The sequence below is a fragment of the Rhizobium sp. L51/94 genome (genome assembly GCF_019355555.1).
Taxonomy (GTDB): Bacteria; Pseudomonadota; Alphaproteobacteria; order Rhizobiales; family Rhizobiaceae; genus Rhizobium; species Rhizobium rhododendri.
Genome location: NZ_CP072141.1, coordinates 2,950,795 through 2,973,200 on the forward strand (window position 1 = coordinate 2,950,795; position 22,406 = coordinate 2,973,200).

Annotated in this window: 15 protein-coding genes; 8 read left to right on the forward strand and 7 right to left on the reverse strand. The window is 61.7% G+C overall.

Annotation, left to right across the window (positions count from 1 at the left end):
• Positions 1-20: 20 nt before the first annotated feature.
• Positions 21-5,483, forward strand: a complete 5,463-nt coding sequence (locus tag J5274_RS14490; RefSeq protein ID WP_219274650.1) for an alpha-2-macroglobulin family protein — start codon at positions 21-23, stop codon at positions 5,481-5,483.
• Positions 5,483-7,567, forward strand: coding sequence for a penicillin-binding protein 1C (pbpC, locus tag J5274_RS14495; protein WP_142823097.1), 2,085 nt, complete (start codon positions 5,483-5,485; stop codon positions 7,565-7,567). The genes J5274_RS14490 and pbpC overlap by 1 nt, the downstream gene beginning before the upstream one ends.
• 274 nt (positions 7,568-7,841) lie before the next feature.
• Here the strand turns inward: pbpC and J5274_RS14500 are convergent, their stop codons facing one another.
• Complete coding sequence (locus J5274_RS14500; RefSeq protein ID WP_142823098.1) at positions 7,842-9,296, reverse strand: cobyric acid synthase; 1,455 nt, start codon at positions 9,294-9,296, stop codon at positions 7,842-7,844.
• Between the two features lie 218 nt (positions 9,297-9,514).
• On the opposite strand from J5274_RS14500, the gene J5274_RS14505 reads away from it, so the two are divergent.
• The 4 genes from J5274_RS14505 to J5274_RS14520 all read left to right on the forward strand — a co-directional run bounded on the left by J5274_RS14505 (position 9,515) and on the right by J5274_RS14520 (position 13,568).
• On the forward strand, positions 9,515-9,658 hold the full coding sequence (locus J5274_RS14505) for a hypothetical protein (RefSeq protein ID WP_162854764.1): 144 nt from the start codon (positions 9,515-9,517) through the stop codon (positions 9,656-9,658).
• Between the two features lie 710 nt (positions 9,659-10,368).
• The gene (locus tag J5274_RS14510; protein WP_142823099.1) at positions 10,369-11,367 is read left to right on the forward strand and encodes an ABC transporter substrate-binding protein; all 999 of its coding nucleotides are present in this window, start codon (positions 10,369-10,371) and stop codon (positions 11,365-11,367) included.
• A gap of 241 nt (positions 11,368-11,608) precedes the next feature.
• On the forward strand, positions 11,609-12,520 hold the full coding sequence (locus J5274_RS14515) for a proline/glycine betaine ABC transporter permease (protein WP_111222951.1): 912 nt from the start codon (positions 11,609-11,611) through the stop codon (positions 12,518-12,520).
• The gene (locus J5274_RS14520) at positions 12,513-13,568 is read left to right on the forward strand and encodes a glycine betaine/L-proline ABC transporter ATP-binding protein (protein ID WP_219274651.1); all 1,056 of its coding nucleotides are present in this window, start codon (positions 12,513-12,515) and stop codon (positions 13,566-13,568) included. Before J5274_RS14515 ends, J5274_RS14520 begins: the two co-directional genes overlap by 8 nt.
• A 74-nt stretch (positions 13,569-13,642) precedes the next feature.
• Here J5274_RS14520 and glf read toward each other — a convergent pair whose 3' ends face one another.
• The 3 genes from glf to J5274_RS14535 form a co-directional block, all read right to left on the reverse strand.
• Complete coding sequence (gene glf / locus J5274_RS14525; RefSeq protein WP_209183988.1) at positions 13,643-14,818, reverse strand: UDP-galactopyranose mutase; 1,176 nt, start codon at positions 14,816-14,818, stop codon at positions 13,643-13,645.
• A 159-nt stretch (positions 14,819-14,977) separates the two neighbouring features.
• On the reverse strand, positions 14,978-16,048 hold the full coding sequence (locus J5274_RS14530; RefSeq protein ID WP_219274652.1) for a DUF707 domain-containing protein: 1,071 nt from the start codon (positions 16,046-16,048) through the stop codon (positions 14,978-14,980).
• Between the two features lie 117 nt (positions 16,049-16,165).
• Positions 16,166-18,421 (reverse strand): hypothetical protein, encoded by a 2,256-nt coding sequence (locus tag J5274_RS14535; protein ID WP_161990935.1) that lies wholly within the window; start codon positions 18,419-18,421, stop codon positions 16,166-16,168.
• Between the two features lie 157 nt (positions 18,422-18,578).
• Here J5274_RS14535 and J5274_RS14540 point away from each other — a divergent pair, with 157 nt between their 5' ends.
• Complete coding sequence (locus J5274_RS14540) at positions 18,579-19,790, forward strand: glycosyltransferase family 2 protein (protein WP_142823104.1); 1,212 nt, start codon at positions 18,579-18,581, stop codon at positions 19,788-19,790.
• A gap of 35 nt (positions 19,791-19,825) precedes the next feature.
• On the forward strand, positions 19,826-20,164 hold the full coding sequence (locus J5274_RS14545; RefSeq protein WP_202617097.1) for a hypothetical protein: 339 nt from the start codon (positions 19,826-19,828) through the stop codon (positions 20,162-20,164).
• A 7-nt stretch (positions 20,165-20,171) separates the two neighbouring features.
• Here J5274_RS14545 and J5274_RS14550 read toward each other — a convergent pair whose 3' ends face one another.
• From J5274_RS14550 to J5274_RS14560, 3 genes are all read right to left on the reverse strand, one after another.
• A complete protein-coding gene (locus J5274_RS14550; protein ID WP_202617116.1) occupies positions 20,172-20,876 on the reverse strand; it encodes a phosphodiester glycosidase family protein in 705 nt (234 codons plus the stop codon).
• Between the two features lie 227 nt (positions 20,877-21,103).
• Positions 21,104-21,262: an entericidin gene (locus J5274_RS14555; RefSeq protein ID WP_142823106.1), complete on the reverse strand. Its 159-nt coding sequence runs from the start codon at positions 21,260-21,262 to the stop codon at positions 21,104-21,106.
• A gap of 144 nt (positions 21,263-21,406) precedes the next feature.
• Positions 21,407-22,342 carry a LysR family transcriptional regulator gene (locus J5274_RS14560; protein WP_202617096.1) on the reverse strand — a complete coding sequence of 312 codons (936 nt, stop codon included), beginning with the start codon at positions 22,340-22,342 and terminating at the stop codon, positions 21,407-21,409.
• Positions 22,343-22,406: the final 64 nt, after the last annotated feature.

The window sequence follows — 22,406 nt, forward strand, 5'->3', positions numbered from 1 at the left end:
CTGCTTGGGGGGTATGGGCTATGTCACGGCGCGCGATTATCGGACTGTCGGCTCTTTTGTTCGGCGCTTTCCTTTCTCTCGCGCCCGGACAGGCGGCGGACGCAAGTCGCCAGGTGGTGACCACCCCCGGCGGCGATTATTTCGGCTTCGACCTGCGCACCGTCCAGAACCAGACAATCGAGCAATGCGAGGCGACCTGTATCGCCGATCGCTCCTGCCGCGCCTTCACCTACAATCCGAAGGTGAAATGGTGTTTCCTCAAATCCGACTTCAACCAGCTGAACGATTTTCCGGGCGCCATTGCCGGCAAGATCGTCGAAGTCACAGCCCAGCCCGATATCGGCGCCGCACCCGCTTTGCCCTTCATCAGCGACAAGCTGCGCGACGATGCGGCGAAGGCAAAAGCGAACCTCGCTCTGACCGATGACCAGAAGACGCAAGGCGTCCAGAGCCTGGTGGCGCTCGCCCATGTAGAGCAATCCGCAAAGAATCCGGCAGAAGCCGTAAAAGCCTTTCTTGGCGCCCTGTCCATTACGCCGGAAGATCCCGTCCTCTGGATCGAAACGGCCCGTACAGCAAACAGCATCAAGAACAATACCGAAATTGCCGGCCAGGCCGCCATTGCCGCGCTGAATGGCTACCAGCTGACACGCACCAAGGAGAGCCGCGCCGACGCCCTCGCAGTGCTCGCGGCGTCGCTGGCCAATTCGGACAACGCCCGCGCCGCTCTCAGCGCCTACAAGGCGAGCCTCGCGCTGGTCAATTCCAAGACCGTTGCCGCTGCCTATGCCGACCTCAAAAGCCGCAAGGGTTTCCGCATTCTCGCCAATACCATAGATAATGACAGCACGACCCCGCGCGCCTGCGTGCAGTTCTCGGAAAAGCTCATCAAGAGCGGCACGGACTACACACCCTTCGTCACCGTCGATGGCGCAACGCCGAACGCGATGGAAGCCAAGGACGACCAGATCTGCGTCGAGGGACTTGCCCATGGGCAGCGCTACAAGATCTCCTTTCGCGCCGGCCTGCCCTCCTCGGTCGATGAAACTCTCGAAAAGACCGCTGACGTCAGCATCTACGTCAAGGATCGCACCGCCTCGGTGCATTTCACCGGCGACAACTTCGTGCTGCCGCAAACCGTTCGCCACGGCATCCCGCTCGTCTCCGTCAACGCGACCACAGCAAATCTGAAACTTTACCGGATCGGCGACCGTGGCATCGCGCCGCTGCTCACCTCCTCGCAGTTCCTGACGCAACTGGATGGCTACAGCGCCCAGCGCCTGCAGGATGAATCCGGCGAACTGGTGTGGCAGGGCGCCATCGACATCAAGTCCGATCTCAACAAGGACGTCGTCACCAGCTTCCCGGTCGACCAGGCATTGCCGCAGCGCAAGCCCGGTATCTATGTTATGACCGCGACCGTGCAGAACGGCGGCGGCCAGGAATGGGATTCGCAGGCGACACAATGGTTCGTCGTCTCCGATATCGGCCTCTCCACCTATGCCGGCACCGATGGCCTCAGCGTCTTCACCCGCTCGCTTGACACTGCCAAGCCGCTCGCCGGCGTCGAGCTGCAGTTGCTCGCCAAGAACAATGAAATCCTCGGCACGGCCAAGACCGATGAAAACGGCCATGCCACCTTTACCGCAGGCCTGATGCGCGGAACGGCGGCCATGACGCCCGCCGTCATCACCGCCAAGGACGGCGACAAGGACTATGTGTTCCTCGACATGACGCGCGCCGGCTTCGACCTGTCGGATCGCGGTGTCACTGGCCGCAAGACACCCGGCGCCATTGACGTGCTCGCCTGGACAGAACGCGGCATCTACCGCGCCGGCGAGACGGTGCACGCCTCGGTGCTCGCCCGCGACAGCGCCTCGGCAGCTATCGAGAACCTGCCGCTGACCTTTATCTTCAACCGGCCGGATGGCGTCGAGGATCGCCGCGTCGTTAGCAATGGCGGCCTGCTCGGCGGCTACACGATCGACTTGCCCCTGCAGACAAACGCCATGCGCGGCACCTGGACGATGCAGGTGTTCACCGACCCGAAGGGCACGGCGATTGGCGAAAAGCAGTTTCTGGTCGATGATTTCGTGCCGGACCGGATAGAGTTCGATCTGAAGAGCGAGGCAAAGACCATCGACCTCGATGCGCCCGCCGCAGTGTCGGTGGACGGTCGCTACCTCTATGGCGCGCCTGCTGCCGGCCTCACCATCGAAGGTGACGTCGCGCTGAAGACGACGCGCGAAAGCGCCGATTTCCCTGGCTATCTGTTCGGGCTTGCCGACGAGCAGGCGAGCGAGGACACCAAGGTGCCTCTCGAAGGCCTGGAGCCGGTCGACGACCAGGGCCACGAGACCTTCGATGTCTCGCTCGCCACGCTGCCTTCCACCACACAGTTGTTGAATGCCAATATCACGCTGCGCATGCAGGAAGCCGGCGGCCGTGCCGTCGAGCGGTCGCTGACGCTACCGGTCAAGGCGCAGGGACCAATGATCGGCATCAAGCCGGAATTCGACGGTAATCTCAGCGAGAATGCCATCGGCAAGTTTCATGTCATCTCCATCGACCGGGATGCCAAAAAGCAGGCGATGTCCGGTTTGAACTGGAAACTGCTAAGTATCGAGCAGAACTACCAGTGGTACCGCGACGGCTCCGGATGGAAGTATGAGCCGGTGAATTCGACCAAGCTGGTCGCCAACGGCACGATTGATGCGACAGCCGAAAACGGCGCCGAAATCGCAGTTCCCGTCGCTTTCGGGCGCTATCGTCTAGAGATCGAAACCGCAGCCGTCGATGGCCCGGCCTCCAGCGTCGAGTTCGACGCCGGCTGGTACGTCGCGGCATCCTCGACCGAGACGCCGGACGCCCTCGAAGTCGGCCTCGACAAGGAAAGCTATGCTGTCGGTGACACCGCCAAGCTGAAGATTTCCCCACGCTTTGCCGGCGAAGTGCTCGTCACCATCGGCACCGAAAACCTTGTCTCGACCCAGACGGCGAGCATTGCGGCCGGCGGTGGCGAGATCGACATTCCGGTGACCGAGGCTTTTGGCGCCGGCGCCTACGTCACCTCCACCCTCTTCCGTCCGGGCGATGCGCAGGACAGCCACATGCCGATGCGAGCCATCGGCGTGAAATGGCTGAAGGTCGATCCCGCCCAGCGAAAACTGTCCGTCAAGCTGACGCCGCCACAAAAGACCCTGCCACGCCAGCCTCTGGTCATCCCGGTGGAAGTCGCCGGTGCCGGTATAGGCGAAGAAGCCTATGTGACCGTGGCAGCCGTCGATGTCGGCATTCTCAACCTGACGCGCTACGAAGTGCCGGATCCCGATGGCTGGTACTTCGGCCAGCGTCGGCTCGGGCTTGAAATCCGCGACCTCTACGGCCGGCTGATCGACGGCTCGCTCGGCGCCATGGGCACCATTCGCACTGGTGGCGATGGCGCGGCGGTGGCACTACAGGGCAGTCCCCCGACCGAAAAGCTGGTCGCCTTCTTCTCCGGCCCGGTCAAGCTCGATGCGTCGGGCAAAGCCAACATCACATTCGACATTCCGCAGTTCAACGGCACCGCCCGCATCATGGCCGTTGCCTGGTCGAAGCACGGCGTCGGCCATGCCAGCACCGACGTCGTCATCCGCGACCCCGTCGTCGTCACCGCCAGCCTGCCGAAATTCCTCGCCCCCGGCGACGCCAGCCGCCTGCGGCTCGACATCGCCAACACCGATGCGCCGGAAGGCAATTACCAGGTACAGGTCACCAGCAACCCGGCCGTCAGCATCGCCATGAAGGATGCGTCGCAGACCGTAAAGCTGGCCGCAGGTGGCAAGGTCGCCCTGACCCTGCCGCTGACCGGCGCACAGCCGGGAGCCGGTGTCGTCTCGATCAAGTTGTCGGGCCCGAACGGCCTGTCGCTGGAGCAATCGCTCGACATTCCCGTCCGCCCATCGTCGCTCCCGGTCACCGAAGCCCGGCCGCTGACGATTGCGGCAGGCGCGAGCCTGACAGTCAACGGCGAGCTTCTGGCCGACAGCCTGCTGCAGGGCGCCTCCGTCAGCCTCAATGTCGCCCGGGCCCAGGGCTTCGATATCCCGGCGCTGCTGATGAGCCTCGACCGGTATCCCTATGGCTGCACCGAGCAACTGACGAGCCTTGCCATGCCGCTGCTCTATTTCAGTGAGCTCGCCAAGAAATCCGGCTTGCCGGACGATCCGGAGGTACGAAAGCGCGTGCAGGATGCCATCTACAAGGTGCTTGCCAACCAGTCGTCCACCGGAAGCTTTGGCCTCTGGAGCCCCGGTTCCGGCGATCTCTGGCTCGATGCCTACGTCACCGATTTCCTGACCCGTGCCCGCGAGCAGAAGTTCGACGTGCCTGATTCAGCCATGGTGCAGGCGCTCGACAACCTACAAAACGCGGTCGGCGTCGACGCCAACATCAAGGACAACGGTAACGAGATCTCCTATGCGGTCTACGTCCTCGCCCGCAATCGAAAGGCAGCGATCAGCGACCTGCGCTATTATGCCGATACCATGTTGTCGAGCTTCCCGACACCGCTCGCCAAGGCGCATATCGCCGCGGCCCTCGCTCTCTACGGCGATGCACAGCGCTCGCGCAACGTTTTCCTCGATGCCATGCAGACGGCAGAAAAGGATGCCGTGACCAGGGTCAGCTTCGTGCGCTCCGACTACGGTTCATCCTTGCGTGACGGTGCGGCCGTTCTGGCACTGGCGACGGAAGCCCGCCCGGTGCCGCCCATTGTCCCTGGCCTGACCAAGCTCGTCGCCACCGAATGGCAGAAGAAGGGAAACACCAGCACCCAGGAACAGACCTGGATGCTGCTCGCAGCCCGTGCCCTGCAGACCGGCGACGAAGACCTGAAGCTCAACATCGACGGCACGGCGCATACCGGCGCCTACAATACCCGGCTGACCGGGGACGAACTGCTTGCCCACCCGATCACCGTCACCAACCAGACGGCCCAGCCGATCTCCGCCACCGTCACCACGATAGCCGCACCAAAACAGCCGCTGACCGCCAGCAGCAACGGTTTCACCATCGAGCGCAGCTTCTACACCTTCGGTGGTGAGCAGGCGAATATCAGCGAGGTGAAGCAGAACGAGCGCTACGTCGTGGTGCTGAAAGTCAACGAAACCAACAGTTGGCCCTCGAAGATGATGATCACCGATCTGCTGCCGGCCGGCTTCGAGATCGATAATCCGGGGCTGGTCAACAGCGCCCAGCTGTCGAACTTCGATTTCCTGCAGGAGGTCAATCCGGCCCATGTCGAATTCCGCAGCGATCGCTTCGCTGCCGCCGTCGACCGTGCTGCTGACGAGAGCGGCGAGATCACGCTGGCCTATGTCGTGCGCGCCGTGACGCCGGGAACCTACGATATGCCGGGCGCCAATGTCGAGGACATGTACCGGCCGCAGTTCTTCGCCCGCACGGCGACGGGCCGCATGGAGGTCGAGGCAGCAAAATAATGCGGTTCTGGCGCACCCTCGGCATCGGCACATCGGCATCGCTGCTTCTGGCGCTGGCGGCTGGCCTCGGCCTCGAGGCAGCCGACAAGGCCTATCCGCCGCCGCTTGAAAAAGCCATGGTGACATCGGCCGAGGTGCTGGACAGCGATGGCCAGTTGCTACGGGCCTTCGCCACGCCGCAGGGCCGGTGGCGCCTGAAAACCACAGCTGCCGACGTCGATCCGCAGTTCGTCCGCATGTTGGTCGCCTATGAGGACCGGCGATTTTACGAGCATCACGGCGTCGACATCGTGGCCATGGGGCGGGCGGCCCTTCAGTTCGTCACCCACGGGCGCATCGTCTCCGGCGCCTCGACACTCTCGATGCAGGTGGCAAGACTTATCGAGCCGCGCCCCGAGCGAACCTTCGGGGCAAAACTGCTGCAGCTGGCCCGCGCCATCCAGATCGAGCGCCGGCTGAGCAAGACCGAGATCCTCGACCTATACCTCACCCACGCCCCCTATGGCGGCAACCTCGAAGGCATCCGCGCCGCAAGCCTCGCCTATTTCGGCAAGGAGCCCCGGCGATTGACAGTGGCCCAGTCGGCCTTGCTGGTGGCGCTGCCGCAACTGCCGGAAAAGCGCCGGCCGGACCGCCATCTGCAGGCGGCAGAGGCTGCACGAAAACGGGTGCTGACCCGCATGGCCGTGGCCGAGATCGTCGGCGACAGCGAGGCCGGGCGCGCCGAGTTCAGCCCCATCCCCGCCCGCCGGCTGCAACTTCCGGCCTATGCCGCACATCTCGCCGAGGCAGCCCTCAAAAAAGAACCGTCGGTGGGCCAGCACCACACGACCCTCAAGCGCAGCATCCAGCAAGGGTTGGAGGCCGTCGCCCGCGAATCTGCAGCCAGGCTCGATCCAAAAGTATCGCTGGCCATGGTCATGGCCGACAGCCGCACCGGCGAAATCGTCGGCGAGGTTGGGTCCGCCAACTACTTCGACGCCAGCCGCTCCGGCTGGATCGACATGACACGCATTAACCGATCGCCCGGCTCGACGCTGAAACCATTCATCTACGGGCTCGCCTTCGAGGAAGGCCTGCTCTCGCAGGAAACGATCATCGAGGACCGGCCCGCCGATTTCTTCGGCTACCGGCCAAAGAACTTCGACACCACCTACCAGGGCGACGTCACCGTCCGCCAGGCCCTCCAACTCTCCCTCAACGTCCCGGCCGTCCGCGTGCTCGATGCCGTCGGGCCATCCCGGCTGCTGGTCCGCTTCCGCCGCGCCAATGTGCGACCGGTACTGCCGGCGAATGAAACGCCCGGGCTCGCTATCGGCCTCGGCGGGCTCGGCATCACGCTGAAGGACCTCGTGCAGCTCTACGCCGGCCTCGCAAACCGCAGCAATCCGGTGAAACTCGGCGACGGCATCGTCGACAAGCCCGAAGTCGTGGACAGCCAGCCGCTGCTGGAGCCCGTCGCCGCCTGGAATGTCGCAGATGTGCTATCGGGCATCATCGCACCCGCCGGCAGCGCCCAGCACGGCATCGCCTACAAGACCGGCACCAGCTACGGCTACCGCGATGCCTGGTCGGTCGGCTATGATGGACGCTATGTGCTTGGCGTCTGGGTCGGCCGGCCCGACAATGGCGCAGTCCCCGGCCTCACCGGCTACGCCTCCGCAGCCCCCATCCTGTTCCAGGCCTTCGCAAAATCCGGCGTCGGCATCACGCCGCTGCCGTCAGCGCCGATCGGCGCGGTGCGCATCGCCCAGGCGCAGCTGCCGATCAGCCAGCGCCGCTTTTCAATGGACGCCAGCGGCCTGATGGCCGCTACCACCCGCGAACCCGCGCCGCAGATCGTCTATCCGCCGGAAGGCGCCCATGTCGAACTCGGCGAAACGGGCGACGGTCGGCTAATGCCGCTGGTCCTCAAGCTGCAGGGCGGCCGCGCGCCCTTCCGCTGGCTCGCCAACGGCAAGCCCCTCGCCACCATCGCCCGCAACCGCACCAGCCAATGGACCCCGGACGGCGACGGCTATTCCACACTCACAGTCATCGACGCCGCCGGCCGCGCCGCAACCGTGGGTGTGTTTCTTCAGTAACGGTCGAGGGTCGACCACACCCATCCTGCAGGCGTTGGTTCATTCCGAAGAAAGAGGAAGAGCCGCCGGCATTGCCTGCCTCCCTCCTCGCTGTGCTCGTCACAGCGATCCAGCCACGCCGGGTCTGCGCCGCAAGAGGGCTTTTTGCCGTAAAAGTCACTCGCGCTCAAGGACTTGAGCGCACTGGATTCCTTTGACGAGCCGCGGAATGAGGGACGAGAGAGCGAGCTTGGCCGATAGTGCACGACTGCGGAATAGGAGAAATATCACCCCCCTATCCCAGCAGGCGTCCGAGCCAGTCCTTGTCGAGCACCGCCTCGAGTTCGCTGGCGACATCGTCGAGGGCCTTGTCGACACTCTCGCGGTAGTTGCTGCGATCGCCGGAGAGGCCGAAGCTTTGGAGGAGGCGGGCGCGGTAGGTGTCGCTTTCGAACAGCCCGTGCAGGTAGGTCCCCATGATACGGCCATCGCCGGAGATTGCTCCATCCGGACGGCCATCGATGATGACGGGCGGGCGGGCGCAGTCGCTGCCGGTCGTCTCGCCCAAGTGGATCTCGTAGCCGCTGAGCGGTGCGTCATACTCCGTCGACCGCGCAAAGCTGTTGCGCACCGTCTTTTCCGGCGCCATCGACGTCTCGACGTCGAGGAGGCAGAGGCCGGGCGTTTCCAATACGTCGCCCTCGATGCCGAGCGGATCGCGGATAGTCGTTCCTAGCATCTGATAGCCGCCGCAGACCCCGATCACCCGTCCGCCACGCCGCACATGCGCCGCAAGATCGCGGTCCCACCCCTGCCTGCGGAAATGCTCGAGATCTGATATCGTCGACTTTGAGCCCGGCAGGATCACCAGTGAGGCGTCCGTCGGCAGCGGATCGCCGGGGCGTACGAAGACCAGGTCGACATCCGGCTCGGCCCTGAGCGGGTCGAGATCGTCGAAATTGGCGATGCGCGGCAACACCGGTACAGCGATCTTGAGCGCCCCCGCACCACCACGCGCCAGCCGCTCCAGCACCACGGAATCCTCCGCCGGCAGCCTTCCCGCCGACTTCAGCCACGGCACGACGCCGAAGCAGGGCCAGCCGGTAAAGCTGTGAATGGCCGCCAGCCCGTCGTCGAAAAGCGACACGTCTCCCCGGAACTTGTTGATGATGTAGCCTGCGATCATCCCCCGGTCCTCATCGGACAGAATGGCATGCGTGCCGACAAGCGAGGCGATGACCCCGCCCCTGTCGATGTCGCCGACGAGAACGACGGGAACGCCGGCTTGGGTCGCAAAGCCCATGTTGGCGATGTCGCCGGGCCTCAGGTTGATTTCGGCCGGCGACCCCGCACCCTCGACAATGACGAGGTCGGCGCCATCGCCGACAAGGGCAAAGCTTTCGAGCACCGACGCCAGCAATCTCGGCTTCAGCGCCTGATAGTCCCGCCCCTTGGCCTGCCCCCAGACCTTGCCCTGGACGATGATCTGGCTGCCCACCTCCGATTGCGGCTTCAGCAGCACCGGGTTCATGTGGATGGAGGATGGGACGCGCGAGGCGAGCGACTGCAGCCACTGTGCTCGACCGATCTCCCCGCCGTCGTCGGCAACGGCGGCGTTGTTGGACATGTTCTGGGGCTTGAAGGGACGGACCCGCAGTCCCCTGTTTGCGGCAAGGCGGCAGAGGCCCGCCACCAATACCGTTTTTCCGACATCGGAGCCGGTCCCCTGCAGCATGATCGCCCTGGTCATAGTCTGAAATTCCCGGTATCGGCTCGTCTTGAGCCCCTGCTGTACAGCCGTTCTGTCGAAATTATCGAGCGATGTCACCGCGCTTCGACGGCCACCTGGATGACTACTCTATTTGCGACAAACGATGACGACTTCGCTCGTTGTTTCGTGTCGACAACAGCATTATCTGCACGCCACATCACGCACAAGGCCGGGCTTCCGGCGCAGAGGATACCGGAATGCTTTTCGTCTTCAACAACAAGAATTCGATCCAGATCGCCTGGGGCTCGAAGGTCCCGTCGCAGAAGGCCGAAAGCCGCGCACAGGAACTGGATATCCGCAGCGGAACGGTTGGCGTCGTGCGCACAGGCTCCGCTGGCTGACACGCCAGACTGCACCGCTCGATCCATACCCTACACGCACAGACAAAAATCGCGCCGGCTGCAGGACAGCGCGGCGCGATTTATATACCGGAGGTCTTCGGCAGAGGCGCGAGACAGGCTTTCTCCGGGACGCAGTACCTGATCCGGAGAAACAGCGGTGTCGCCGCCTTGGCACAATCAATAGACGGACACGGTTACCGGATGGTTATTGAGACGTTAATTAAGAATGAATCGTGTTTTTTTCGATTTTTTTCACGGCTCGCGCTCAGCCGTCGGAGGACGCGAATGGAATACAAAACGTCTTGCGCAGGCGTAGCAATTGAACTTTTCTCCATGTCCGCATTTTAGAAAGACCTTTTTTGCCTCGCGCATGCACAATTTGCAGCCAGTAGCCTCACCTCTCAGGCTATTTTGCAGGCTTTTCCGGCAGCCCAGCGATAGTCCCGGCATCTGTCCGCACATCCCCCCGGTTGATTTCTCCGCATGAATCCTTAGGCTCGATTTCAAGGTATGAAAAAGCGCGCGCCGGGGGATCTTTTATCCTCAGGCACAATAACAGCGGACATACCAAAGGGGACCGGCATAGACGCTTTCGGGCGGCTGGATCGGTGAAGCAGATACGGTCAGGGGTGGGCGCGCCACATCGTGGGCGACCTCCGTGGCCGGATGCACGAACGTGATCAACGGCAAGAAACTGGGAGAACTTTCACATGAAGAAGCTCATCGCTTCCGTTATATTCGCAGCAGGTACCTATGCGCTCGCTGGCTCGGCAAGTGCAGCGGAGTGCGGCGACGTCTCTATCGCCGAAATGAACTGGGCCTCCGCCGGCGTCGCTGCGCAGGTCGACAAGATCATTCTCGAAAACGGCTATGGCTGCAAGGTATCGCTGGTGACCGGCGACACCCAGCCGACATTCACCTCGATGAACGAAAAGGGCCAGCCGGATATCGCCCCGGAACTCTGGGTCAACGCCGTTCGGACCGCGCTTGACAAGGCCACCGCCGAAGGTCGCCTGATCGAGGCAGCCCCGCTGCTCAGCGACGGCGGTGTCGAAGGCTGGTGGATACCGAAATTCCTCGCAGACGCCCATCCGGACATCAAGACCGTGCAGGACGCCCTGAAGCATCCAGAGCTGTTCCCTGCCCCGGAAGACAAGACCAAGGGCGCCGTCTACAACTGCCCGTCGGGTTGGAACTGCCAGATCTCGACCGCCAACCTCTACAAGGCGCTTGGCGCCGAGAAGGAAGGTTTTGCGCTGGTCGATACGGGCTCGGCAGCCGGCCTCGACGGCTCGATCGCCAATGCCTTCGAGAAGAAGACTGGCTGGCTCGGCTACTATTGGGCACCGACCGCGATCCTCGGAAAGTACGAAATGGTCAAGCTGAGCTTCGGCGTTCCCCATGACAAGAAGGAATGGGACGCCTGCACCTCGCAGCAGGATTGCGCGGCCCCCAAGGTCAATTCCTATCCTGTCTCTGACGTCTTTACCGTCGTCACCAAGTCCTTTGCCGAAAAGGCCGGCGTTGCCATGGACTACGTCAAGACCCGCAAATGGGACAACGGAACCGTCGGCAAGGTGCTGGCCTGGATGACGGACAACCAGGGCACCAACGAAGACGGCGCGAAGTATTTCCTGAAGACCTATCCGGACATGTGGACCAAGTGGGTGGCTCCCGATGTCGCGACGAAGGTCAAGGCTTCGATCTGAACGATGCGACGGCAGGCCGGGAGGCCTGCCCTCACCTCTCGCCGCTGCAAGGATCGCGTCTCCCCCTTGGAAGCGCACGCACCGACGGGGTCACGCGACCACACTGCGTCCGCCTGAAGGCGGACAGGCGAGCAGACTGAGAACCGGCATCAGCACTGCACCACGGACGGCAATCTTGATAGCCACACGGATTGCGCGTCACTGCCCCGATAAAAAGGGCCCGGATAAAAAGGGGAATGTGATGGCTCTGCAATGTAGTTTTCTGCCGAATTTCCTGTGTAACTTCCCGGCGATCAACGACACGATCATCCGGGAAGGCCGCAAGAACATCGACGACGGCTTTCGCGGCATGGTGCGATCCTGGGGCGCTGTGATCGACATCGTCGTTCAGCCGCTGCAATGGTTCCTGAACTACCTCGAGTGGCTGTTCACCAACACGCCCTGGTTCATCATCCTCGCGGTCATGATGGCCATCGTCTACCTCGCCAGCCGCAATATAAAGATCGTCATCGGCACCGCCATTTCCATGGCCCTGATCGGCGTTTTCGGGCTGTGGAACGACACGATGATCACGCTCGCAATGGTCACCGTCTGCACCCTGATCGCCATCGTCATCGGCCTGCCGATCGGCATCCTCATGGCACGCTCCGACCGTCTGCAATCGGTGATCAATCCGACGCTCGACGTCATGCAGACCATGCCGAGCTTCGTCTACCTCATCCCGGTCGTCGTCATCTTCGGCATCGGCAAGGTGCCAGGCCTGATCGCTGTGGTGATCTACGCCGTGCCGCCGATGATCCGCCTTACCAACCTCGGGATAAGACTGGTCGACAAGGAAGTGCTGGAGGCAGCAGATGCATTCGGATCCTCCCACACCCAGAAGCTCTTCAATGTGCAGATCCCGCTGGCACTGCCGACCATCATGGCCGGCATCAACCAGACCATCATGATGTCGCTTGCCATGGTTGTCGTCGCCTCGATGGTCGGGGTGGGCGGTCTCGGCAAGAACACGCTGCAGGCGATCAACAACCAGTTCTTCACGGTTGGCTTCCTCAACGGCTTTGCGCTCGTCGCCATCGCCATCATTTTCGACCGTACCAGCCAGGCATACGGCAGGCGGCTGCAGAAACATTCGGAGGTGGTCCATGGCTAGTCACGCGATAGAGATCAAGAACCTCTACAAGATCTTCGGCCCCCGCGGCCGCGAGTACGTCGAGCAGGTGAAAAACGGCCTCGGCAAGACCGAACTCAACGTCAAGCACGGCCATGTGCTCGGGCTGCAGGACATCAACATCAACATGCCGGCCGGCGCCATCACCGTGGTCATGGGTCTCTCCGGCTCCGGCAAGTCGACGCTGATCCGCCATATCAACCGGCTGATCGACCCGACCGCCGGCGAGGTGCTCTACGACGGCGTCGACGTCTGCAAGATGACCGAGAGCGCGCTGCGCGAATTCCGACGCCACAAGACGGCGATGGTGTTCCAGAAGTTCGCGCTGCTTCCCCACCGCACTGTGATCGAAAACACCGTCTACGGCCTCGAGATCCAGGGGGTGCCACGCGCGGAGGCGCAGAAGAAGGGCCGCCACTGGATTGCACGCGTAGGCCTCGATGGCTTCGAGAACCACTTTCCGAACCAGCTGTCGGGCGGCATGCAGCAGCGCGTCGGGCTTGCGCGGGCGCTGACCAATGACGCCGATATCCTGTTGATGGACGAAGCCTACTCGGCGCTCGATCCGCTGATCCGCGTCGATATGCAAAGCGTGCTGCTCGACTTGCAGAAGGAACTGAAGAAGACCGTCGTCTTTATCACCCACGATCTCGACGAGGCGTTGCGGCTCGGCGACAGGATCGCCATCCTGCGCGACGGCAAGGTCATCCAGCAGGGCTCCGGCCAGGACATCGTCCTGCAGCCCGCCGATGAATATATCAGCGCCTTCGTCAAGGAAGTGAACCGCGGACGGGTCATCAAGGTGCAAACGGTGATGAAGCCGATCTCCGGCGAAGGCTCGTCTATGCGCCTTGCGGGCGACATGACACTGGAGATGGCTGCGCGCCAGATGACCGGCGCCAACCAGACGGTGGCCACGGTGGTCGACGCAGCCGGCAAGCCGATCGGCTCGCTCGATCTGCACAGCATCATCCTGGCGATGGTGACGCCGACCAGCCACACCGTCCCGGAAGCAAAAGCGGCGGCCTGACGCCGCCGCTGACGATTTACGATTGAACAGACGCGATCAAGCGGCCCGCAGCAATGCGGCGCCACTTCTCGCTGTTACTTTCCGCCGCCAAAGGCACGGCCCTCGGCGAAGTGCGGCATGACCATACTGTCGAAGGTCTTCAATGCCGCGCCGATGGCCTGGTGCATGTCGAGATAGCGGTAGGTACCGAGCCGGCCGCCGAAATGCACATTGGCCTCCGCATCCGCCCGTGCGCGGTAGCGCAGGAACACATCCTTGTCCTGGCGCGTGTCGATCGGATAATAGGGCTCGTCCTTGCGCTGTGCGGAACGCGAATATTCGCGCACGACGACTGTCTTTTCGTTCTGGTAGTTCCGCTCCGGATTGAAGTGGCGGAATTCGAGGATGCGGGTAAAGGGCACATCCTCGTCGGCGTAATTCATGACCGCCGTTCCCTGAAAATCGCCGACATCCAGCGTCTGCTGTTCGAAATCGATCGTCCGCCACCCAAGCTCGCCCTCGGAATAATCGAAATAGCGATCGATCGGGCCGGTGTAGATGATCGGCAGCCCAGCCGGCAGCTGGGACTTGATGTCGAAGAAATCGGTACCGAGCATCGTCTGGATATGCGGCGAGGCCAGCATGCGATCAAAGATGGCGGTGTAGCCGTCTTTCGGCAGGCCCTCATAGGCATCGTTGAAATAGCGGTTCTCGAAATTGTAGCGCACCGGCAGCCGGGTGATGATGTGTTCAGGCAGGTCGCGCGGGTCCGTCTGCCACTGCTTGGCCGTGTAGCCGCGAATAAATGCTTCGTAGAGCGGCCGGCCGATCAGCGAGATCGCCTTTTCCTCGAGGTTGGAAGGGTGCTTGCCTTCCATCTCAGCCGCCTGCCCGGCGATCAACGCCCGCGCTTCGTCGGGCGAGAACCGCTTGCCGAAGAACTGGCAGATGGTCGCAAGGTTGATCGGCATCGAATAGGCTTGGTCGCGGTAGCTCGTGTAGACCCGATGCTTGTAGTCGGTGAAGCCGGTGAAGCGGTTTAGGTAATTCCACACCGTCTCGTTCGGCGTGTGGAACAGGTGTGCGCCGTAGCGATGCACTTCGATCCCGGTGTCCTTGTCGAACTCGCTATAGGCGTTGCCACCGATATGATGACGGCGATCGACGATCAGCACATTCTTCTTGAGGTCAGTCGCCACCCGCTCGGCAATGGTCGCTCCATAAAATCCGGCGCCGACGATCAGCAGGTCGATATTGGAAAAATCGGTCATAGTGTCTCAGCACCTTAGCGGAAGGTCCGCATCCCTTCATCGGGGCCCCGGAGGGCTGTCGGTATGGGGGAAGCGGTCACCAGTGAAACGGGCCCCGGGTGAAGGCCAGCGGCTTTCAAATCGATCGGATCGAAGCTGCAGGCCTTCCACCTTGGCGGCTTACCAAACGCCCTGCATCTTGACGGGCGTGTAGCGGTAGGAGTTGAACAGTGCGGCTTGCTCATCGACAGCCGCCTGAACATTGTAGGTTGCACCTAGAGGCCTCGTATGGGCCACCCCTACTGCATCGATGATAGCCATGCGGTTTGCAGGGCGACCGAGGAACGCAGGCCAGAGATGGTCGAGGCCGTAGCCGGACTCCGCATCGCGCATCGAGCCGATGCAGATCTTCAGGGCAGCCTTGGAGAAGATCGGGCACATGATCTCGATGAAGCCCTCATGCCGCAGGAGGCTGTTCGGCCGCTGGATCGTGATCGGATGGTTGGGGAAGCAACCCGGACCCTGCTTGAGCGACGGCTGCGCCAGTTCCAGTCCGTGCTTGCGGGACAGATGAAACATCCGATTGACGGTATCGCCATCGCAAAGCAGGTCATCATCCGGGAGCCAGACGCGGTCGTAACCCCAGAGCGGACTTCCCTCGTAGAACAGGTCGGAAATCAGCCTGAACTTCTTGCGCTTCGGAAGGTGGGCCAGATATTCAAACGGGCTATCGACGACGGGATCTTCGGCACCGTAATAGCCGACGCACAGATCCCAACTGCGCGTCGCAGCATCCAGCCCGTCGCACCAGCGAGGATGCAGCGACTTGGAGTTGGCGGGGACAACGACGAGGTTGGGACGCTTAGGGCCGTTTGCCGGCTGCACCAGGAACTTTGCGTTGCGCTCGTCCGACAGTTGCGTCGCAAACATCGGATGCTCGGGGTGGGGTGTCGACGTGAGCATGTAGATTGCAACGACACCGTCTACCACGCCCCTGCCTGCCAGCAATGCTACCTTAGATCCCTCCATGCGGGAGACATTGAAGACGATCGAAGGCAGACCGGTCTCGTCGATGAAGCACAAGAGGCCATTGACGACTTGCCAGTAATCCGTCGACGCATTGAAAAAATTGCCAACCAATCCGCCCGGAGCCAGCACGAGGAATGGCGACAAGGTGCCGCGTTCCAGGTCGGCAAACTGCCAGAACGTTCCGGTCAGCATTTCTTCCGTTACCGGATCGGATTCGCTCAACCCAGCCAGAAAGTCTGAAGCTGTGTTTTCTCTTGTCGAAGCCAGCATATTCACTGTTTCTTCCCCTTCATGTCCCACCCCTGCTCGGTCTGTCCCGATCGTAGTTTCTTGAGTGATTTACGAAACTCGTCTCACTTCGTGGCGTTCGCCACGCATGTTGGTGATCGTCAGCGCCTTACCGTCTTCTGCGGGGTCGAGCACGTCGACCATTTTGGATTGCATCCAGCCGACAGCTGCCCTGCCGTCCGTCATCGGGAACCAAGAGGCGACGATCTGCCCCTCGATGGTCACGGAGAAGTCGTTTCCGAAGGTCACCCGCTGGCCCGAATTTGTTTGCCACGTGCCGACGACGACACCGAGATACGGAAAGTAATTCGCCGCATTCGGCACGTTGGTGATGACGCAGACGAGCTGGTCCGGACGGCCCCGCCGGGGAATGATAGCGGCGATCTCGTAGGTCGCGCTGACCGTCTTGAAGAGGCCGAGCCACTGGCCGGGATGGAGCACGGCGCAATGGCTGTGACCGTCATCGTAGCAGGCGATTACATGGTAGTTGAGACGGGCGCTGTCGTGGAGCTTGGCAATCAGGGCCGGCAGCGCATCCGGGGTGAAATGCTCGAGGACATCGGCAGAGCAGCAGATGTCGGCGCGCGGCAATGCATCCGTCAGCACGTTGGTGCTCTGGAAATGCACATTCGACGGCAACTGCCCGAGAAGCGGCGAACGCGCCCAGTCGAGGCCGATGACATTGCGGACCGATCCGGCAATAGCGCGCAGGAACCGTCCATTGCCACAACCGACTTCGGTCAGCGTTTCCGGCCGGGCCGACGCAATGACGGCTGCATGATCGACAAGCCAGTTATTGTTCTGGTAGCCGGCATCACCGTCGTGGAGACGCTGGTAGTCCGCCGCAGTAACGTTCCTGGCAGCGACATTCCGGTCGAGACCCGCCGCATATCCAGACTGCAGCAACTGGCTATCGACAAGCCGCCTGGCATCGGGATCGGCACGCAGCGAGACAGCCAATTCCGCGAATCCGGCAAATGTAGCCCGTGCGACCTTGGTCATGATGTTGTCGCCGACGCTAGCAGCCAGACCGGCGCTATGCATGACAAATGCCGTCTGCGCGGCTAGGTCGCGCTCGATGCCCTGCCCCTGTGCAGCGACACTTTTTTCAGCGGGCGAGTTCCGCCAGTTGCCAGCCTGAGCTGCATTCCTCTCGTTAGCCTCGGCCAGCTGCGATTTGACGGTACCAAGCTCTCGCCGCAACATTTCGACATTTGCATGCGTCCTAAAAAGTTCGTCGCGCTCGCCGGTGAAGATTGGCGGCACGTGCCGTACCCTGCCGAGCAGAGCCTTTTCGATGCAGCGATCGATGGTTTGACGGTCTTCGATCGAAAAACAGCAGTTGTCCAGATAGTAGGACACAAAGCGTGCTGCCCGGCCTTCCTCTGGCTGCGAGCGGTGGGTAAAGGCTGCGTCGAGGTCAGCGAGCGATCCGCACGGAAAGCCGCCCAGCTCATACTCGCTGGATGCGAAAGTAAAGACCGCCTTTTCGTAAAGCAGAGCCTCCAGTCCAACGCCTGAATTGGCGACAATGACCGCTTCGCACTGCTCCAGATGCCGATGGATGGAAGCCGTCGAGACCATCACATTGCGGTGCCGAGCCTGCACCTCATCGAGGGTTCGGATAACGAGACCATTGGTGCATTGCGGATGCCGCTTGACCACAAGCAACCGCCCGGTGACATCGGCCTGAGCCGCGGCATGGCGCAGAACCTCGAGCGGATCGATACGACAAAACTGCGCGACGGGATCCTCGAGCAACTGCATCGGGAAGTAGACAAAGGGTCTGCCTGCATCGAAAGCTTCGCCCGATTGTTCGTACTTCGAGGTATTGCCGGCCCTGAGAGCCATCACCAGCGCCTTCACGCGGCGTCGGGCGGCCTCGGTATTGACCGCGTCGATACCTTCCGCATGCAGCTCCGGAAACCGCGCAAGTGAACTCCAGCCGGAAAAACCATTCTCGTCGAAGGAATACCAGCCGACGATCGGCGTTTCCTTGATGCGCCAGATATTCGGACCATCGCCGACCGAGTGATACGAGATGGTGATACCGCCGTTCGGCGGGCGCCTTGGGGCCAGATGCGTCCCGAATGGCACGATGGAGAGATTGGTCGTCACGCGGCGGCGACCGAGGCCTGCGCAGAGTTCAGAGAACATCTTGCGATGACGGTCCCCGTCGGCTTTGACGGTAAACCAGAATTCCGGAACCTCGAGGTCCACCGGCACAGACGCAACGTCCGGCGCGAATGATCCATCCAGCAACGGCTTGTTCGGGATGCCGGTATTCCAGGCAACTGTGGTGGGCATCGAGAATCCTTTGATGTCTGATCTGTTGTCAGAGGATTCCAGCATTAGCTTGCGCCAGCCTGTTCGGCACACGCATGGAGAGTCTCGAACCCCGCCTCCAGCCCCACGAAAGCAATCGCTTCTATGCAAGCGCAAAGCCTGCTGACTGGAGAACCCGATGTCCCTCAATGAACCGCTGATCCTGTCGATATGCGTTCCGACCTATAATCGGCAGTTCCTGCTCGAGCGGAACGTCACCTTCCATCTCGATGCTTTCCGGCGGATCGGCATCCCCTTCGAGATCGTCATCGTCGACGACTGCTCGACCGATGATACTGCGGCCTACATTGCCTCGCTCGCCGACCAGCCGGAGATCTCGGCCTTCCGCCGCGCGACCAATTCCGGTTTTCTCAGCAACTATGCCTTTGCTATGCAGCGCGCCCGCGGTCGCTATGCTGTGTTTCTCGGCGATGACGACCTGCTCATTCCGGAAAAGGTCATCGAATATCTTCGGTTGATGGAGGCGGACAGCGAGATCGGCGTCGTACAAGCTCCGTGGCTGCTGGTCGATGCGCGGCCCGGCGGCGGCGATATGTCGCCATTCTACCATGTCGCCTCCCCGACCAGGCATCGCAAGGGCGACTTCCGCGCCCTCCTCGATTTCATCATCAACGGACACATCTTTCCCGAGTTCATGATCATCCGCCGGGAAGTGCTGCTGCGGTCGATCTCCAGCCCGACGCCCTTCATCTTCTGGGCCTTCCTTTACACGACACGGGCGCTGGACAAGGCCGATATCCTGTTCATGCCGGAGCCGTTCGCGCGCGTCACCGCCGTCTCGGACGATCCGCGCCTGCAGCAGGGCAACAAGGAATGCATGTTCCAGTGGGACAGCTATCGGGGGGGACTGGAATATCTCGCCTCGCAGGCGCTGCGCACGCCGGATGTGCCACCGGACTACCGCGCTTCGCTGATGTCCCGCATCACCGGCTTCATGCTGCAGCGCCAGGCGGTTGCCTTGCGCCTGCACGTGTCGGCGAAGAACTGGGTCGAGGCCTACATCATGTATCATCGCATGGCTGTCTATCAGCCGCAGCCTCTCACGGCCGATGCCTATGGCCAGATCTGCAAGCTCGCAGGCATCGTCACCGCAGCCACGGAGGCCGTCGCCTTCAACGGCGAACCAGCGATTCTCGATCCGGTTATCAACGATACGACGCTCAGCCTGCTGCCGGAATCGATCCAGCAAAAGCTTACCCGCGACCAGCCGACCGGAATGGACGGCGACCGCCCCCGCGCCTACCTGCGGTTCACACCCGAGTTTCCCGAGCACCACGGCGCGAAGGATGGTATCTTCGACATCATGAATTACATGGCGCAGTTCGTCTGACCCGCATTTCCCAGCCATTTGAGAGCATGATCACCATGACGACAGCCTTTGCCGACCGCGACGCCATCGCAGCCAGACTTGCCACCCTGGCTGACGCCGACCGCTCCGTCATCGCCCTGATCATGGAAAATCCGCTACAGGATATCAGCCTGATCGAGGGCCTGCACTGGCACCTGGATCAGGCCTCTAAAGCCAAGTTCCTCAACAGCATGAAACTCGAAACTCTCGGCGAATGGCTCGGAAATGCCGCACCGGCCCGGCTGCAGATCCGCCTGTCCGAAGTGGCAAAATCCAGCCAGCACCCGTCATATGCGGCGTTCAGGGCCGGCCTGACGCGATCGGGCGGTCTAGAGCGCGCTTTTCCGAAGGTCTGAACGGCTTTCAGTCAGGCATGACAGCTGTCACGGCGATGATCGGCCCGAGCGGAAATGCGCTGTCTTCCCTCTGCCACTCCGGCACATAGAGGCTGGAGATGCTGCCGTCCAGGAACAGGGCGTTGCGGCAGCCGAGCACGTCGCGAAACAGCGTGGCGAAATCGTGAAAGCGCACCTCGCCGTCGGACACCGCGAACACAGCTTTTCCATCCGCATCGACGCCGACGCCGTTGCGCCTTTTGAGGCTGGTGCTGTCGATCAGGAACGACGGGTGAAGCGCCCCGTCGATCACTAGCATCGGTCCCGATTGCGTGGCGTAGAGCGGCTCGATACCGGCGGCGGCAAACGCCTTTGTCTCCATGACGCCGACAGCGCCGGGCTGGATGTAGAACACGCCGTTCGGCAGCAGGCGGAAATTTCCCCAGCCTGTGCCGGTGTCGAGCGCCTTCTGCTGACTGCCGCCTTCGACATAGAGACCGACCGGGCTCTGGTCAGGCTCGTACATGCCACCGTTCATGGCAAAGCGCAGCGACAGCCGGTCACGCGCCAGTGCATCGCGCAGCGCCGCGAACGAGCCGTATGGCTTTCCGGCACTATTGTTGGAAAACAGGCGGATGTTGTCTTTGGCTGGGTCGAAGCTGCAGACGATGTAGCTCGCCCCGAGATGCTCCACCTTGCGGCAATTCCCGCCGGTCACCGGTGTCTCGGCCATGACGGGCGTCGAGACGAGCCCTGCCAGAATAATCAACCATCGAAACAAACGTCACGCTCCCCGGCAACAATCAAATTCAAGACAAGAGATGCGGCGGGAGGAAGGTGACTTCAAGGGTTGGCCCGGTGCACATAGTGGCGAGCCCGAATAGTGACCCGGATAATGAAGAGGTAAAAATAGTAAGATGTCGGCCGCGACACGCCTCGCAGCCGACAGAATTCTTCAGTTTACTGAGCTGCCTTTTTGACAGTGTGGCCAGCCGTCTGGGTTGCGTTGACCGTGTTGGCAGTGTCCTTGCCCATGCCTTTAATGGTATTGGCGCAGGATGCGAGAAGCATCAGGGAAATGCAGGCGACGCCGACTTTTGCGATGACGGAAGAAGACATGATTAGCGGTCCTTCGTGAATGGGTTTTTGACGACAATAAGGCAGAAAGTAAACCTTCCGTGCCCAAAACGCGCCACATTGAAAAAGGTTCACATAAATAACGACGTGGATGCGGCGCCAGCCAAAAGCCTGTGAGACAGGGCCTCAGGCCGCCCGCGCCATCTCGCCGAAAGCATGCCGGATGCTTTCCGCGACAGCCGCTATTGGTCCCGTGACTTCGCGCGCAGTCAGCAACCGGATATCGAAAGTCGTCAATTCCGGCAGCCCTTCTTTCGCGCCGAGTATAGCCATGTCTTCGGTGACGTAGGAGCGGGGCAAAGGCGCCACGGCGAGATCGGACACGACGGCCGCGCGTTGGGCAGTGGTATGGGCGCTGAGGAAGGCTACGCGATAGTTCCTTTTCGCCTGCTGCAGCTGGTGGATCGCATCGGAGCGCCAGATGCAGCCGTCCTCCCAGATCGATATCGGCAGAGGATCCCGGCGATGGGCCGTGCCGCATTTCGCACCGGCCCAGACAAGCCGCTCGGTGTAGATGACGTCACCCTCCGTCGGGAATGGCCGCGTCGAACAATTGATAAGCGCCAGATCGAGTCGTTGTTCCGCGAAGCGCTTCTTGAGGGCTAGGCTCATGTCGACCACGACGTCGACCATGATGCTGGGATAGCTTTGCGAGAACCGCTTCAGGATGCTCGGCAGCAACCGCTCGCCTATGTCGTCCGGCGCTCCGAGCCTGACGACGCCGCTCAGTTCCGGCATGATGAAACGCGACACCGCTTCGTTGGACAGCGCCAGCATGTTGCGCGCGTAGGACAGCAGCATTTCACCATGTTCGGTGAGGCTGACGGAACGGGCATCGCGCAGGAACAGGACGACACCGAGTTGCTCCTCGAGCTTCTTGATCTGCATGGACACCGCTGATGGCGTGCGATGGACGGCCTCGGCTGCCGTTGAGAAGTTGCCGGTCTCGGCAATCGCCACGAAGGTGCGAAGGACATCGTTGTCGAGCAACGGCACGGATCGGCGCAGCGGAACGTTCATCGACGCATCTTTCAATTTTTCTGATTTATATAGCGATATCATTTCGTTTTGCTGACTGTCAATAAGCTTCTATAGCATCGGTCTCACCACCACCTTGAACAGCAGA

Coding starts and splice junctions, on each gene's coding strand:
- J5274_RS14490 (WP_219274650.1), top strand. CDS start 21: ATGTCACGGCGCGCGATTATCGGACTGTCGGCTCTTTTGTTCGGCGCT.
- pbpC (WP_142823097.1), top strand. CDS start 5,483: ATGCGGTTCTGGCGCACCCTCGGCATCGGCACATCGGCATCGCTGCTT.
- J5274_RS14500 (WP_142823098.1), bottom strand. CDS start 9,296: ATGACCAGGGCGATCATGCTGCAGGGGACCGGCTCCGATGTCGGAAAA.
- J5274_RS14505 (WP_162854764.1), top strand. CDS start 9,515: ATGCTTTTCGTCTTCAACAACAAGAATTCGATCCAGATCGCCTGGGGC.
- J5274_RS14510 (WP_142823099.1), top strand. CDS start 10,369: ATGAAGAAGCTCATCGCTTCCGTTATATTCGCAGCAGGTACCTATGCG.
- J5274_RS14515 (WP_111222951.1), top strand. CDS start 11,609: ATGGCTCTGCAATGTAGTTTTCTGCCGAATTTCCTGTGTAACTTCCCG.
- J5274_RS14520 (WP_219274651.1), top strand. CDS start 12,513: ATGGCTAGTCACGCGATAGAGATCAAGAACCTCTACAAGATCTTCGGC.
- glf (WP_209183988.1), bottom strand. CDS start 14,818: ATGACCGATTTTTCCAATATCGACCTGCTGATCGTCGGCGCCGGATTT.
- J5274_RS14535 (WP_161990935.1), bottom strand. CDS start 18,421: ATGCCCACCACAGTTGCCTGGAATACCGGCATCCCGAACAAGCCGTTG.
- J5274_RS14540 (WP_142823104.1), top strand. CDS start 18,579: ATGTCCCTCAATGAACCGCTGATCCTGTCGATATGCGTTCCGACCTAT.
- J5274_RS14545 (WP_202617097.1), top strand. CDS start 19,826: ATGACGACAGCCTTTGCCGACCGCGACGCCATCGCAGCCAGACTTGCC.
- J5274_RS14550 (WP_202617116.1), bottom strand. CDS start 20,876: ATGGCCGAGACACCGGTGACCGGCGGGAATTGCCGCAAGGTGGAGCAT.
- J5274_RS14555 (WP_142823106.1), bottom strand. CDS start 21,262: ATGTCTTCTTCCGTCATCGCAAAAGTCGGCGTCGCCTGCATTTCCCTG.
- J5274_RS14560 (WP_202617096.1), bottom strand. CDS start 22,342: ATGATATCGCTATATAAATCAGAAAAATTGAAAGATGCGTCGATGAAC.